This window comes from Superficieibacter sp. BNK-5 (assembly GCF_047456055.1).
Classification (GTDB): Bacteria; Pseudomonadota; Gammaproteobacteria; order Enterobacterales; family Enterobacteriaceae; genus Superficieibacter.
On sequence record NZ_CP179893.1, the window covers coordinates 907,319 to 920,961 of the forward strand.

General features: G+C 54.1%; 17 protein-coding genes. 10 read left to right on the forward strand and 7 right to left on the reverse strand.

The window, feature by feature from the left end; translation table 11 throughout:
- Positions 1-17 precede the first annotated feature (17 nt).
- The 6 genes from psiE to pgi all read right to left on the reverse strand — a co-directional run bounded on the left by psiE (position 18) and on the right by pgi (position 6,513).
- Positions 18-428 (reverse strand): phosphate-starvation-inducible protein PsiE, encoded by a 411-nt coding sequence (psiE, locus tag ACMGGS_RS04385; protein ID WP_103677341.1) that lies wholly within the window; start codon positions 426-428, stop codon positions 18-20.
- A gap of 323 nt (positions 429-751) precedes the next feature.
- Positions 752-2,848: a YjbH domain-containing protein gene (locus tag ACMGGS_RS04390; RefSeq protein ID WP_414165186.1), complete on the reverse strand. Its 2,097-nt coding sequence runs from the start codon at positions 2,846-2,848 to the stop codon at positions 752-754.
- Positions 2,848-3,585 carry a capsule biosynthesis GfcC D2 domain-containing protein gene (locus ACMGGS_RS04395; protein WP_414165187.1) on the reverse strand — a complete coding sequence of 246 codons (738 nt, stop codon included), beginning with the start codon at positions 3,583-3,585 and terminating at the stop codon, positions 2,848-2,850. Before ACMGGS_RS04395 ends, ACMGGS_RS04390 begins: the two co-directional genes overlap by 1 nt.
- Positions 3,582-4,220, reverse strand: a complete 639-nt coding sequence (locus ACMGGS_RS04400; protein WP_414165188.1) for a YjbF family lipoprotein — start codon at positions 4,218-4,220, stop codon at positions 3,582-3,584. Before ACMGGS_RS04400 ends, ACMGGS_RS04395 begins: the two co-directional genes overlap by 4 nt.
- A gap of 65 nt (positions 4,221-4,285) precedes the next feature.
- A complete protein-coding gene (gene yjbE, locus ACMGGS_RS04405; RefSeq protein ID WP_176918704.1) occupies positions 4,286-4,528 on the reverse strand; it encodes an exopolysaccharide production protein YjbE in 243 nt (80 codons plus the stop codon).
- Positions 4,529-4,863: 335 nt separating this feature from the next.
- Positions 4,864-6,513, reverse strand: a complete 1,650-nt coding sequence (gene pgi, locus ACMGGS_RS04410) for a glucose-6-phosphate isomerase (protein ID WP_414165189.1) — start codon at positions 6,511-6,513, stop codon at positions 4,864-4,866.
- Positions 6,514-6,818: 305 nt separating this feature from the next.
- On the opposite strand from pgi, the gene lysC reads away from it, so the two are divergent.
- The gene (gene lysC / locus ACMGGS_RS04415) at positions 6,819-8,180 is read left to right on the forward strand and encodes a lysine-sensitive aspartokinase 3 (protein ID WP_176918706.1); all 1,362 of its coding nucleotides are present in this window, start codon (positions 6,819-6,821) and stop codon (positions 8,178-8,180) included.
- Between the two features lie 42 nt (positions 8,181-8,222).
- On the opposite strand, the gene ACMGGS_RS04420 is transcribed toward lysC, so the two are convergent.
- Positions 8,223-8,570: a Mor transcription activator family protein gene (locus ACMGGS_RS04420; RefSeq protein WP_176918707.1), complete on the reverse strand. Its 348-nt coding sequence runs from the start codon at positions 8,568-8,570 to the stop codon at positions 8,223-8,225.
- Positions 8,571-9,159: 589 nt separating this feature from the next.
- Between ACMGGS_RS04420 and ACMGGS_RS04425 the strand changes: the two genes are divergently transcribed.
- From ACMGGS_RS04425 to ACMGGS_RS04465, 9 genes are all read left to right on the forward strand, one after another.
- A complete protein-coding gene (locus ACMGGS_RS04425; RefSeq protein ID WP_414165190.1) occupies positions 9,160-9,447 on the forward strand; it encodes a putative holin in 288 nt (95 codons plus the stop codon).
- A gap of 2 nt (positions 9,448-9,449) precedes the next feature.
- On the forward strand, positions 9,450-10,058 hold the full coding sequence (locus ACMGGS_RS04430) for a transglycosylase SLT domain-containing protein (protein ID WP_414166195.1): 609 nt from the start codon (positions 9,450-9,452) through the stop codon (positions 10,056-10,058).
- A gap of 10 nt (positions 10,059-10,068) precedes the next feature.
- Positions 10,069-10,386 carry a hypothetical protein gene (locus ACMGGS_RS04435; RefSeq protein ID WP_176918709.1) on the forward strand — a complete coding sequence of 106 codons (318 nt, stop codon included), beginning with the start codon at positions 10,069-10,071 and terminating at the stop codon, positions 10,384-10,386.
- Between the two features lie 162 nt (positions 10,387-10,548).
- Positions 10,549-11,004 carry a Gp37 family protein gene (locus tag ACMGGS_RS04440; protein ID WP_414165191.1) on the forward strand — a complete coding sequence of 152 codons (456 nt, stop codon included), beginning with the start codon at positions 10,549-10,551 and terminating at the stop codon, positions 11,002-11,004.
- Positions 11,001-11,198: a hypothetical protein gene (locus tag ACMGGS_RS04445; RefSeq protein WP_194207245.1), complete on the forward strand. Its 198-nt coding sequence runs from the start codon at positions 11,001-11,003 to the stop codon at positions 11,196-11,198. Before ACMGGS_RS04440 ends, ACMGGS_RS04445 begins: the two co-directional genes overlap by 4 nt.
- Positions 11,188-12,615 (forward strand): phage tail sheath subtilisin-like domain-containing protein, encoded by a 1,428-nt coding sequence (locus ACMGGS_RS04450; RefSeq protein ID WP_414165192.1) that lies wholly within the window; start codon positions 11,188-11,190, stop codon positions 12,613-12,615. The genes ACMGGS_RS04445 and ACMGGS_RS04450 overlap by 11 nt, the downstream gene beginning before the upstream one ends.
- Complete coding sequence (locus ACMGGS_RS04455; RefSeq protein ID WP_176918713.1) at positions 12,615-13,139, forward strand: phage major tail tube protein; 525 nt, start codon at positions 12,615-12,617, stop codon at positions 13,137-13,139. The genes ACMGGS_RS04450 and ACMGGS_RS04455 overlap by 1 nt, the downstream gene beginning before the upstream one ends.
- 47 nt (positions 13,140-13,186) lie before the next feature.
- The gene (locus ACMGGS_RS04460) at positions 13,187-13,504 is read left to right on the forward strand and encodes a phage tail assembly protein (RefSeq protein WP_414165193.1); all 318 of its coding nucleotides are present in this window, start codon (positions 13,187-13,189) and stop codon (positions 13,502-13,504) included.
- Positions 13,464-13,592: a GpE family phage tail protein gene (locus ACMGGS_RS04465; protein ID WP_176918715.1), complete on the forward strand. Its 129-nt coding sequence runs from the start codon at positions 13,464-13,466 to the stop codon at positions 13,590-13,592. The genes ACMGGS_RS04460 and ACMGGS_RS04465 overlap by 41 nt, the downstream gene beginning before the upstream one ends.
- Positions 13,593-13,643 lie beyond the last annotated feature (51 nt).

Here is a 13,643-nt window from a genome sequence, read left to right on the forward strand (position 1 = left end):
TTCGGAGCGCCCTTTTTTTATTCGCGTTTTAACCGTTTGGTATTGCACAGCCACAGCGTGATCACCAGCAGCAGGATCGCACCGGAGTAGACCAGCACATCAAGGGGCGAGGTATGATCGACGATGATCAGCCGGACAATCGCCGTGATGCCAATATAGACGAAATAGCGCAGCGGGAAGTGAAAGCCGGACTGGAAATACTTGACGATCAACGCGATAAATTCGAAGTAAAGGAAGTAAACCACCAGCCCCTCGACCAGCTCATACTTGCTGGTTTGCTCCGGCGCAAAGAGCACTTCCGCCAGATGCACCGTCTCTTTGCCGAGGAAGACAACCAGAATCAGGCCGAGGCTTAACAGCCCCAGATTAAGGACGGTCTGGAGAATGGTGGAGATAAACTCCACGGCCGGGCGGGGTAGCGATGACATAGCAGCACCTTTTGCTAAAAATACCAGGCTCAGGTATAGCGCAAAAGTGTGATCCAGATCTACATTTTTTATCCTGGTTTTGTTCAGGCAACGTAAAGGCGTGGCGGGAGAACGACGTTATTGCAGTGGGTGAACCTGCCCGGTGGCGCTACGCTTACCGCGCCTACGATGGGGGAAATGCTCTGACGCTGGCTGTGTACCTTGCTGCCCGGTGGCGCTGTGCTTATTGGGCCTACGATTAGGGTAGTACCTTCACGTAGGCCCGGTAAGGCGAAGCCGCCACCGGGCATTGCAACACCGCGGCCAGATTATCCGCAACAGACTCAGCGGAAATTCACGCTCTTGTCGCTGGTCATGCCGTACAGATCAAACTTACGTCCCAGCATCTGTCCACCATCACGCGTCAGCGGCGTCCAGCCAATCGCTGCACGGCTGCGGGTTGGGCCGGATGAGAACAGATCCAGCGGCACCGAAACATACACGCCTTTGGTGAAATCCCCTTCCCCGTACTCATCCGCTGAAACGTTGGTGATGGTGGCGTAACCGCCGACTACCACGCCGCTGTCGAAGCGTTTGGCGATGTCCAGCGTGCCGCCTTTATCGCCGGCAAGATACTGCCCGACGCTCGCTTTGACCAGCACGTCCTGGGCAAACGGTGGCGTCCAGTAGGCGGTCAGATGGCCGGTTTTAACGCTGTAATCGGTGAATTTCATCATATCCTGCGCGCTGCGCCAGTCACGCTGCTTAACGTAGTTGGCATCCAGACCGACCGCCCAGTTGCTGTCTACCGGACGATACAGCACCTCGCCCCCCGCGCCGCCGTACATAGTTTCAAGGTAGCCGCCGTATACCTGACCATAGAAATTATTACCCAGGTACTGGAAGTAGTTGGCCTGTAGGTTATTCACATACACGTCATTCTCAACGTATTCGCGAACGTGAGTACGCACGCGCGGCAGCTTTGAGTCGCTCGGCGGATTGGTGTAGTTAAACTTGTCGTAGTTATTCGCCACGCTGGCAAACACGCTACCGGTGGTTAACAGATGATCGGTGAGCCACAGATCGGCGGTGCCCATTACCCCGAGCTGATACATGTAAAAGCTTTCCGGGCCGCCAAAGGACTGGTTAAGTACCGGGTCGAGGTGGAAATCAAAGCGCGATTTGTCGAAGTACCAGCCCTGCTCGGTATTCTCCGGCACAATCGGCGTGACGCGCTGTTGCGCCAGCGGCGTTTCCTGCCCCAGCGGCTCGCCTTCCAGATGACGCTTCAGGCTGGCGACATCGGTTTGCGTTGTCACCTGCGGCATATTCAGGCGATTTTCAGTCACCCGGATGGTACGAATGCCGTCCGGCAGATCGTTCATAATGATCCGGTTAGCGCGCTCAATGCCTTCCTGCGAGTCGCGATACTTCACCTGCTCGCCGGTGACGTACAGCGTATCGCCTTTCACCTGAATTTGCGGATCGGTCAGACCGGCGTTGTATTTCAGTAGTGTAAGCTGATTCGCTACCACCGAATGTTGCAGGATGGCGTCCTGCGGCTCCGGCTGATATTGCGGACGGGCGTTGTCGTTATACTTCGGACGCAAGTCGTTGAAGTTGGTGCGCAACGTAACGCCGAACATCAACGTATTGCCGCGCTCGTAGCTGACGTTAACGTCGGCCCAGTCGGTCGCGCGGTAGATGGCCCCGACGTTAAACTTACTTTTCTGATCCAGCCGACCAGCATAATCCTGCTGATAGTTATTGCCTTCGTATTCCAGCTTCAGGCGCAGCGGTTGCCACGGCGTCTGGTACTCTACCCCACCGAACAGGGAGGCCGGACCGCGAAACATTTCGCCGGTATCCATCGATCCTGCCTGTTTGTAGCTGTTGTCGCGATGGCAGTATTTGTCGCTCACCGAGCAGAACGGGTTGCTGACGTTGCCGCTGGTGCCGAGGTAGCCCCAGCCCAGCCCCAGCGAGAAGTCGAACGGTCCCCAGGCTTTATTGGCAACCAGATATTCCGCGTCGAACAGCCCGGTCCCGCCGATATCACGCGCGCCAGCGGAGACCTGCGGTAGCCAGTAGCTCTCTTCCCACAGGCGCAGTTTGACGTCGAAGGCTTTGTCTTTATAGGTCTGATCGCCGGAGAAGGACTCAACGGTGCTGTAGGGCTTTGTACGCACGTCGGTATAACGCAGCGTGGTTTCCAGCCACGGGAACAGCTGTACTGAGGCGGAGTAGTAGCGATACTGATCGTTATCACGGTAGTTAAGGCTCAGCTCCCCTTCCCGCGCCATACGCGCGGTCGGCGTCTGTAACAGCCCTACGCCGCCAAAGTCGGATTGCGAGGGGCCAATGGGGGCCGGATACGTTTCTGCGTGACAGGCCGCGCTGACGCTCAACGCCAGCAAACTATATAGCCAGGTTTTTTTCATTATTCAGGTACCCGCTGCGTCAGGGAGCGAACAATATCCGCATTGAGTTCATCCGGCGTCTGACTCCATAACGAATCGTCAAAGCCGACAAATATTGTGCTGCCCGGCATCGGCTCTACGTGACGATGATTCCAGTACGCCACCGGCACTTTTTGCGTACGCCCGTCAGGATAGATAACCCATGCGTAGCTGCGGTCAGCGCCGCTCAGCACGTTGATGCCGTCCAGGTAGCTGGCCACATCACGGCCAGGCGTAAACGGTTTTTTCCCCGGCTGGCTGACCAGCCCAAAAAGTGTTACCGACGTGGGACGCGGCCCCGCCCACAGGCTGTACTCGCCTTCCAGCCGCGGATTACCGCTGTTGTTGACGCGCACGGTATCCGGGTCGAGGTTAATCCGCTGTCTGCCGGTTACTTTTACTGCCATCAACTGCTGGCGCAGCGCGTCAATAGCGGCCTTGTCATCACCGCTCTCTTCACTCGCCACTGTCGCCAGACGCGCCAGTAACGCCTGATGCTGCTGTTGTGCTACGGCGGTGGCCTGACGCTCGCCGATCACCGCGCCCGGCCACCAGCTATTCGCCAGTTGCGGTTGTCCGACAAGATCGATAAGACGTTCCGCGCCACTCAGCGTTTTCGGTTGCGCACCCGGCGGGGAGTAAACCTGTACCGTACCTGCCGCCATCGCCAGGGAGGACACAAGGCTCATCATCAGCGACGCAATCACATGTTTTTTCATGGTTTCGCCGCCTTGATTAATGTGGTTTTAACCGGGAAAAAATCCGCGCCAAGGTACTGTACCGACTGACGAATTTGCCCTTCGCTGTCTACCCAATATTGGTTGTGCCAGCGGGCCTGATCGGTTTCCACCTCTTCATCGAGAACGCGTACAGACGTACTTTCACCGCCAACCACAACGCTGTCGGTACCCTGCCAGTGAAAGACGGAACGAGCGGTGGCGTAGCGTACCTGTTGGTATTCAGTCCAGCCCATCGTTCGGGTCCAGCTGGCCCCGTCAACGATCTGATTCGGCTTCGCCAGCGGGTCGGCGGCCAGATTGTTCATTTCCAGCAGGTTATCGCCGCCAAGCAGGGTTTTAACAATACGCCCGTGCTGGGTCACCAGCGTGGCCTGATCCTGCGTCACCCATTTCTGCTGCCCGTTTTCGGCGAAAGCGAGCACCACAAACAGCTGCGGGCCATTGTTGAGCTGCACATACTGGCTGGCATAAGGCATGTTTTGAATATCATCGTCCGTGAGGTGGACCCCAGGTGTACCAAACAGGCTGTTCCACAACGAGTCTCCCAACCCTTTTGTGGTCGATGAACAGGCCTGGAGTAGCAGGCAAATCATAATGAGCGCTGGTCGCTTCACGACTCTTCTCTCCGGAGGGGCAAAATAACCACACCGAAGTGTGGTTATGGTTAATGTACCCGGTGTTAGCGGGTACTGGTGGTCGTGGTGGTTGTAGTCCCGGTATTGGAACCATCACCACCACCCGTTGCCGCCAGAGCGACACCCACGGCCGAGCTTACGGGGCTGACGCTGCTTGTGGTGGAACTCCCCACAGAGACAGACGTCGCCGCCGAACCTGCGGCCTCACCGACCTGAACCGGTGCTGCATACGCGGTCGCTGCCGCGCAGGCGGTTATGGCAAGAATGCCATACAGGATTTTACGCATATCAATTTCCCTTCATTGAATGAATGGAGGTGCCTGAAATATCCAGGCGGATTCGAGTATACACAACCCGAATTGAGGAGTTATCGTGAAGAAATAGGGGTTAGATTTAAGTGAAATCAGAGAAAATAATATTTTTTAAATATAAAATCATTATAAATCAAAGAGATTAAAAACAACAAATATACGGATAATCCTAAAAGAACAGAGTGTGATGGCGGATACATAAATACTTTTCAGATTATGCTCACAAATAAGGAAGCGGGGAAGGAGCCTGCAAGAAGAATTATCCGATAAAAAAATACCGGCAATTTGCCGGTATTTTTTGATGGTATTTATTAACCGCGCCAGGCTTTATAACGGTTAATTAAGCCATTGGTCGAACTGTCGTGGCTGTCGACGGCCTTATCTTCTTTCAGCTCCGGCAGAATGCGGTTAGCCAGCTGTTTACCCAGCTCTACGCCCCACTGGTCGAAGGTGAAAATGTTCAGGATCACACCCTGCGTAAAGATTTTGTGCTCGTAGAGCGCAATCAGCGCACCGAGGCTAAACGGGGTGATTTCGCGCAGCAGGATGGAGTTAGTCGGGCGATTACCTTCGAACACCTTGAACGGTACCACATGCTCCAGCGTCTGCGGATCTTTACCCTGGTCGGCGTACTCCTGCTCTACAACCTCGCGGGATTTACCAAACGCCAGCGCTTCGGTCTGGGCGAAGAAGTTAGACAGCAGTTTCGGATGATGGTCGGACAGCGGGTTGTGGGTGATGGCCGGGGCGATAAAGTCGCACGGAACCATTTTGGTGCCCTGGTGGATCAGCTGGTAGAACGCGTGCTGACCGTTGGTGCCAGGCTCACCCCAGATGATCGGGCCGGTCTGGTAATCGACGGCATTGCCATTACGGTCAACGTATTTACCGTTGGATTCCATGTTGCCCTGCTGGAAGTAGGCGGCAAAACGGTGCATATACTGGTCATACGGCAGGATAGCTTCGGTTTCCGCGCCGAAGAAATTGTTGTACCAGATGCCGATCAGCGCCAGCAGTACCGGCAGGTTCTGCTCCGGAGCGGTGGTGGAGAAATGTTTGTCCATCGCGTGCGCGCCGGACAGCAGCTCAACGAAGTTGTCGTAGCCCACAGAGAGAATGATCGACAGACCAATCGCCGACCACAGGGAGTAACGGCCACCGACCCAGTCCCAGAACTCGAACATATTGGCGGTATCAATGCCGAACTCACCGACGGCTTTCGCGTTAGTGGAGAGCGCGGCAAAGTGTTTCGCCACGTGTTTTTCATCGCCTGCGGTTTTCAGGAACCAGTCGCGCGCGCTGTGGGCGTTGGTCATGGTTTCCTGGGTGGTGAAGGTTTTAGAGGCCACCAGGAACAGGGTGCTTTCAGGATTCACTTTTTTCAGCACTTCAGCGATGTGAGTCCCATCGACGTTAGAAACAAAGTGCATATTCAGATGATTTTTGTACGGGCGGAGCGCCTCAGTCACCATGAACGGACCGAGGTCGGAGCCGCCGATACCGATGTTCACCACGTCAGTAATGGGCTTGCCAGTATAGCCTTTCCACTCACCGGAGATAATCGCTTCAGAGAAGGTTTTCATCTTCTCCAGCACCGCGTTGACTTCCGGCATCACGTCTTTGCCGTCAACGATAATCGGCGTGTTGCTACGGTTACGCAGCGCGACGTGCAGCACGGCGCGGTCTTCGGTGCGGTTGATTTTCTCGCCGGAGAACATGGATTTGATGGCACCGGCCAGATCGGTCTCTTTCGCCAGATCCTGAAGTTTCGCCAGCGTCTCTTCGGTGATGCGGTTTTTGGAGAAGTCCACCAGCATCAAGTCGTTGAACGTGGCGGAGAATTTGCTGAAACGATCGGCGTCTTTCGCGAACAGATCCGCGATCGTCACGTCCTTCATTTCATCGTAGTGTTTCTGTAATGCCTGCCAGGCAGAAGTCTGCGTCGGATTAATGTTTTTCATGAGCAATACTCTTCTGAGATGAGAATTGTAACTGCGGTCGATTGTAGCGCCAGTCGCGGAAAATTGTGATGGTTTTTATGCCATTGCCCAGGCTCAGGGGCAAGAACGGTCAAAAAGGACAGGGAAAGTATAGCCTTTATTAGTGATTTTTCTGATGGGTGGGGCTGCATGAAAAATCCGCATAACCCCGGCGTTGACATCACCCGGCACACCTTTTATTTATGAATAAGGTATTTGCACATGGACCGGTGATCGTTCTGCCCTTGTGCCAAGGTCGCTTTTTCATCCCCTGACGCGAGGTTGTTATGACTACTGCTGTTTCCCCGCTCGTTGTCGCCAAATTCGGCGGCACCAGCGTGGCTAATTTTGACGCCATGAACCATAGTGCGGATGTGGTACTTGCCGATCCCAGCGTTCGTCTGGTGGTGCTTTCCGCTTCTGCGGGCGTGACTAATCTGCTGGTGTCTCTGGCTGAGGGACTGGAGGCCGGGGAACGCTTCGTTAAACTCGATGCCCTGCGCAAAATTCAGTTTGATATCCTTGAGCGTCTGACGCAGCCGAATATTATTCGCGAAGAGATCGAGCGTCTGCTGGAGAACATTACCACCCTGGCGGAGGCGGCCTCGCTGGCGACCTCGCCGGCGCTCACTGACGAACTGGTCAGCCACGGTGAACTGATGTCCACCCTGCTGTTCGTTGAGATCCTTCGCGAGCGTCGCATTCAGGCGCAGTGGTTTGATGTGCGTAAAGTGATGCGCACTAACGATCGCTTTGGCCGCGCCGAGCCGGACGTCGTGACGCTGGCTGAGCTAACCGCGCAGCTGCTTGCGCCGCGGCTTCAGGAAGGGCTGACCATCACTCAGGGATTTATCGGCAGCGAAACCAAAGGCCGCACCACCACCCTTGGCCGCGGTGGCAGCGACTATACCGCTGCCCTGCTGGGTGAGGCGCTGCATGCGACGCGCGTCGATATCTGGACCGACGTGCCGGGCATCTACACCACCGATCCACGCGTGGTCCCCGCCGCAAGGCGTATTGATGAGATTGCCTTTGAAGAAGCGGCAGAAATGGCGACCTTCGGCGCAAAAGTGTTGCATCCGGCGACGCTGCTGCCGGCCGTGCGCAGCGACATTCCGGTCTTTGTAGGTTCCAGCAAAGATCCTAAAGCCGGCGGCACGCTGGTCTGCAATCAAACGCAAAACCCCCCGCTGTTCCGCGCTCTGGCGCTAAGACGTAAACAGACGCTGTTAACGCTGCACAGCCTGAATATGCTGCATTCACACGGTTTCCTCGCCGAACTGTTTGGTATTCTGGCGCGGCATAACATTTCGGTGGATTTGATCACCACCTCAGAAGTCAGCGTCGCACTGACCCTGGATACCACCGGCTCCACCTCAACTGGCGATACGCTACTGACCCAGGCGTTGCTGACGGAACTCTCGTCGCTGTGTCGCGTGGAAGTAGAAGAAAACCTGGCGCTGGTGGCACTGATTGGCAACGATCTGTCCAAAGCCTGCGGCGTCGGCAAAGAGGTATTTGGCGTGCTCGAGCCGTTTAACATTCGTATGATTTGCTACGGCGCATCCAGCCACAACCTGTGTTTCCTGGTGCCGGGCGCGGAAGCCGAGCAGGTGGTGCAGAAGCTGCATTATAATTTGTTTGAGTAAGCGCCCGCTGGCGTATAGCGACGGCTATACGCCATGCCCGGTTCAGAGCATACGCTGCTTCTGCTGCTTTTCCGTGTGGACCCGCTTCACGATTTTGTAGATCCACTGCAACGTCAAATTATACTTCTTCGCCAGTTCCGCATAGTTACGACCATTGCATTCGCTGTAGATTTGGTAATCCCTGTCGGACGCTTTGCCAGAAACCCCTTTCGGGAAGTAAATGCTTTGCCCGCCCCAGTTGCGCATCATTCTGTCCGCAATGGCATGACCGACGTTTTTTGCCGATGCGCTGTCTATATTCATGCTTTCAATAAGCACCTGCGCGGCATGAAAAGCCAGATCGCTGATAATTTCTGGCAACCGCCCTATATCTTGTGATTTATGCATCATATTTAATCTCCATATTGCTTGCACCACGTTTAATCCGCTACTTCTGTTGCATGAACAGTACAGAAACAGGTGCCTTACGCCACCGGTCAAAACATCATTAAAATGAATATATATTTTCAGTGGTTGGTGCGAGCTATTCAGGTAAATTATAAATATTGCCATTTGATTGATAATTAATATTTATATTCACCTGCGCAACAGCCCTTCACCGATAAGGGTATTTTACACCATACTGTATGCATATACAGTCTTTTATCTGAAATTTTTTTGTCATGCAACCCGCGCCAACACTTTTTTAAACTCGCAAAGGCATTTCCGCGCCCTCTATAAATAGACAGCATAATTAAAGGGTTAGGTGAAACAGGCAGGCGTAGCGCACCTCTCTGCCTTGTGCGCTGTGGCGGCGATGTCCCTATCGGCCACATCGGCGGCCCCGCTGGCGCTACGGCTGGATTTTTTATTAATTAACGCCCGGTTTTTTTGTTACGTTATTCGCTAATACATTTTTTAAAGTTATTTATTAAAGTTATTTCCGCTCTTCATCTATGGCAACACGCGATACTCATGCCTCTATTATCAGGAGGTCTCTATGCAGAAATTCACGTTCCCTCGGCTGTCCGGCTGGCTGATCGCCGCCGTTATATTGTTTGTCCTTATTGGCTGGATATCCGCGCCGCAGATGCCGGTGGTCATTTATAAACTCAGTCTGGTCTCGCTGTCGGCGGTGCTGGGCTACTGGCTCGATCGCAGCCTGTTCCCGTGGGCGCGTCCGGACTCGTTCTGCCCGTGGGAAGAGTCGCTGTGCTGCGCTGCCGCCATGATCCGCCGGGCCATCATCGTCGCAGCGGTGTGTCTTGCCGTCGCTGTGGGGCTGTAGTGATGTGGCGTAAAGGGCTGTGCGTATTATGTACGTTATGGGTGCTGCCCCCCTGCGCCGCACAGCCCCCCAGGGCCGCGCAGGCCTGGCGAAGCGAGCTTATCCGCACCGCACGGGAGATATGGGGGCTGAACGCCCCCGTTGCCGATTTTGCCGGGCAATTTCAACAGGAATCAGGCTGGCGTCCCGACGCGCGCTCTCCGGTCGGCGCTCAGGGGATGGCGCAATTTATGCCGGCCACCGCACGCTGGATGAGTGAGCGTTATCCCCAGCTACGGGAAAACGCGCCGATGAATCCAGGCTGGGCGATACGAACGCTGGTTCAGTACGATCGCTATCTCTGGCAAAACACCGCCGCGCAGGATGACTGTCAGCGAATGGCCTTCACGTTAAGTGCTTATAACGGCGGCCAGGGTTGGGTTAATCGCGATAAGAAGCTGGCTACGACAAAAGGACTTAATGCGCTTATCTGGTTCGATCAGGTGGAGCGCGTCAATGCCGGGCGCAGTAAAAATAACTGGCGCGAAAATCGAGATTATCCGAAAAAAATACTTTATCAGCATGCCCCACAATATTTGCAGTGGGGAACTTCCAGTTGTACGCCATTATAGAAGGAGAAAAATGGAACTCACCGTTGATTTCTGGGAAATCATTTCACTATTACTGTCTTTCGTCGGGCTGATGTTTGGTGCCGGAAAACTGTTGCTTTCACAAATAGAAAAAAGGTTGAATGAACGGTTCGAAGCGCTGGAATTAGCGAGGCGCGAGTCAGAGACAGGCTGGGCCAAGCTGGAAAGAGAATTTCTGGAATTTCGGGGAGAATTACCGCTGCATTATGTCAGAAGAGATGATTATCTCCGTGGCCAGGCCGTTATCGAAGCCAAGCTGGATGCGCTATATAATAAAATTGAGCTATTACAGCGTAGCGCACCGTTATAACCCGTCAAATCCCTGCCGGTTTTTACCGCAGGGATTTTTTATTATCTTTAAATAGTTTTCCTAACCTGCATTAAAAGAATTTACTTCTCCTCAACGTAATAATACCTGCGAATTAAGGCGGCTGACCTGGTTATATCATCCGCATATTAAGGAGAACCACAGATGGAAACACCCGCCGTTATTAATGCCATCGTTACGCAATTGCAGCAGGCATTACCTGAACTGGCAACTCAGTTTATGCCGTTCTGCCCGTCGGCGTTTGCGCCGGACGAGCCGCGAGACACGGTCGTACTGAGCTACCCCGGTTCGGATTTCACCCCGCCGCAATCCACCGATGTCGGGGTGCAAATACAAACGCTGCACATTCTGGCGACGGTTATTACGCCAGAGGCGCATAGCCCGCTGAACCCGCTGGATCGGGTGCGAAAGGTACTGGGCGGTCTTGCGCTTGCGGAGGGTGAATGCCCGCTGTGGCTGGTTGGCGAGACGTGCAACGGTGCCTCAAACGGATTCTGGCGTTACACGCTGGAGCTGGCCATCAGAACGGTTTTTATCCCCTGTCAGGAAGGCAAAGATTTGCCTGTGCTCACACAGGTTAACTACGAGGAAATGCAATGAAATATATCTACAGCGGCCCGGCAAGCGGCGTCACGCTTGCTGACGGTCAGGAAATCTTACTTTGGCCCGAGAGTGAAGTGGAACTCCCTGAAGACAATGAGTGGGTGATGACGATGATTGCACGTCGTCATCTGGCACCGGTTGTCACGGAAGAAGCAGAAACAAACGAAGAGGAAATTGTTCATGGCAGCTAATTATCTGCACGGCGTCGAAACCATTGAAATTGAAACCGGGCCGCGCCCGATTAAAGCGGTGAAATCGGCGGTGATTGCGCTGATCGGCACCGCACCGTGCGGCCCTGCCAACCAGCCGACGCTCTGTTTATCGGAAAGCGATGTGGCGCAGTTTGGTCCAGCGCTGGCGAATTTCACCATTCCCCAGGCGCTGAAAGCCATTTACGATCATGGCGCGGGTACGGTAGTGGTGATTAACGTGCTGGATCCGAAAACCCATAAAACGACTATTACCAGCGAGTCCGTCACGGTCGATGATAATGGTCGGATTCAGTTGAAGCATGGCGCGCTGCAAACCATGAGTATTGGCCGGAGTACCAATGCTGGAAGCCCTTATATCAAAGACACGGATTACACTGTTGATATGTTGACCGGTAATATCACTGTCATGGGCGCTAACCTGAAACCCGGCACGAAGGCATATGTAAATTATACCTATGCCGATCCGACTAAAGTCACCGCTGCCGACATCATTGGCGCAGTAAACACGGCGGGCGATCGCACCGGCATGAAACTGTTGCAGGATACCTGGAACCAGTATGGTTTTTACCCCAAGATCCTGATTGCGCCAGTCTTTTGCACCCAGAAATCGGTCTCCGCCGAGCTTATCGCCCAGGCGGAAAAACTGGGTGCCATCGCCTACATTGATGCGCCTATCGGCACCACCTTCCAGCAGGTGCTGGCAGGCCGCGGTCCGGCAGGCGCTATCAACTTCAACACCAGTTCCGACCGCGCCCGGCTGTGTTATCCGCACGTCAAAGTGTATGACAGCACCACCAATGCCGACGTGCTGGAGCCGCTCTCTTCCCGCGCTGCCGGGCTGCGCGCCAAAATCGATATGGAAAAAGGCTTTTGGTGGAGCAACTCCAACCAGGAAATTCAGGGCATTACCGGTACCGAGCGTTCGCTGTCGGCGATGATCGACGATCCGCAAAGCGAAGTGAATCAGCTTAACGAAAACGGTATTACCACCGTCTTCAACAGCTATGGCTCCGGCCTGCGTCTGTGGGGCAACCGTACCGCCGCCTGGCCGACCGTCACCCATATGCGCAACTTTGAAAACGTGCGCCGCACCGGCGACGTGATTAACGAATCGATTCGTTATTTCAGCCAGCAGTATATGGATATGCCCATTAATCAGGCGCTGATCGACGCCCTGACCGAGTCGGTAAATACCTGGGGTCGCAAGCTGATTGCCGACGGCGCACTGCTGGGCTTTGAATGCTGGTACGACCCGGCACGTAATCCGCAGACTGAACTGGCGGCCGGGCACCTGCTGTTGAGCTACAAATTCACGCCGCCACCGCCGCTGGAACGCCTGACGTTTGAAACTGAAATTACCTCTGAATATTTAGTCTCTCTGGAGAGCAATAGCTAATGGCCGGAAAAATTCAAATCAACCGTATTACTAACGCCAATATTTATCTCGACGGTAATAACCTTTTAGGTCGCGCGAGCGAAATTAAATTACCGGATATCAGCATGATTATGCAGGAGCATAAAGCGCTGGGGATGGTTGGCAAAATCGAACTGCCTGCCGGTTTTGACAAACTGGAGGGTGAAATTAAGTGGAACGCGTTTTATCCGGACGTGATGCGTAAAACGGCGAACCCGTGGAAAGCGGTGGCATTACAGTGCCGTTCCAGTATCGACTGCTATAACTCGCAGGGGAAAGCCGATCAACTGGCGCTGGTTACTCACATGACGGTGATGTTTAAAAAGAACCCTCTGGGTACGTTTAAACAGAACGAAAATCCGGATATTAGCAGCGGTTTTAGCTGCACGTATATTAAACAGGTGATAGACGGTGAAACGCTTCTTGAACTGGATTATCTGGCGAATATTTTCCGCGTAAACGGCACGGATCAATTAAGCGCCTACCGCAATAACATCGGCGGCTAATATTTCGGGGCTGCGGCCCCGAATTCCACTACATCAGGATAAATATCATGAACGAAAAATATAGCCTGCAGTTCCCGTTTACCTCCGGAGCTGGTGAGCGCATTGAAAAACTCACCCTGCGCCGCCTGAAGGTTAAAGATATGCGCGCCGCGCGCCGCACCAGCGACAAGCCGGAAGAGTGGGATGAACCGCTAATGGCGGCAATGACCGGACTGGTGCCGGAAGATCTGGCGGAGATGGATCTGCTGGACTATCAGGCATTGCAGAAACGATTTCAGGCCATGCTTAGCGTGGCTACAGGATCCGCAGCAGCTGTGGCAGGCGATGGCGCTACTGGCGAGATGGTTTCGCTTTCCGCCCAGTGAAATAGACGCGCTGACGGTCGACGATTTCACCGGCTGGCTGGATGAAGCCAGCGCACAAATTAAACACGAATACGACTCGCAGGAGTAATACCTGCGGGTTTCCTGACCTGTGCCCGGTTTACTCTACTCCTGTCTCTTT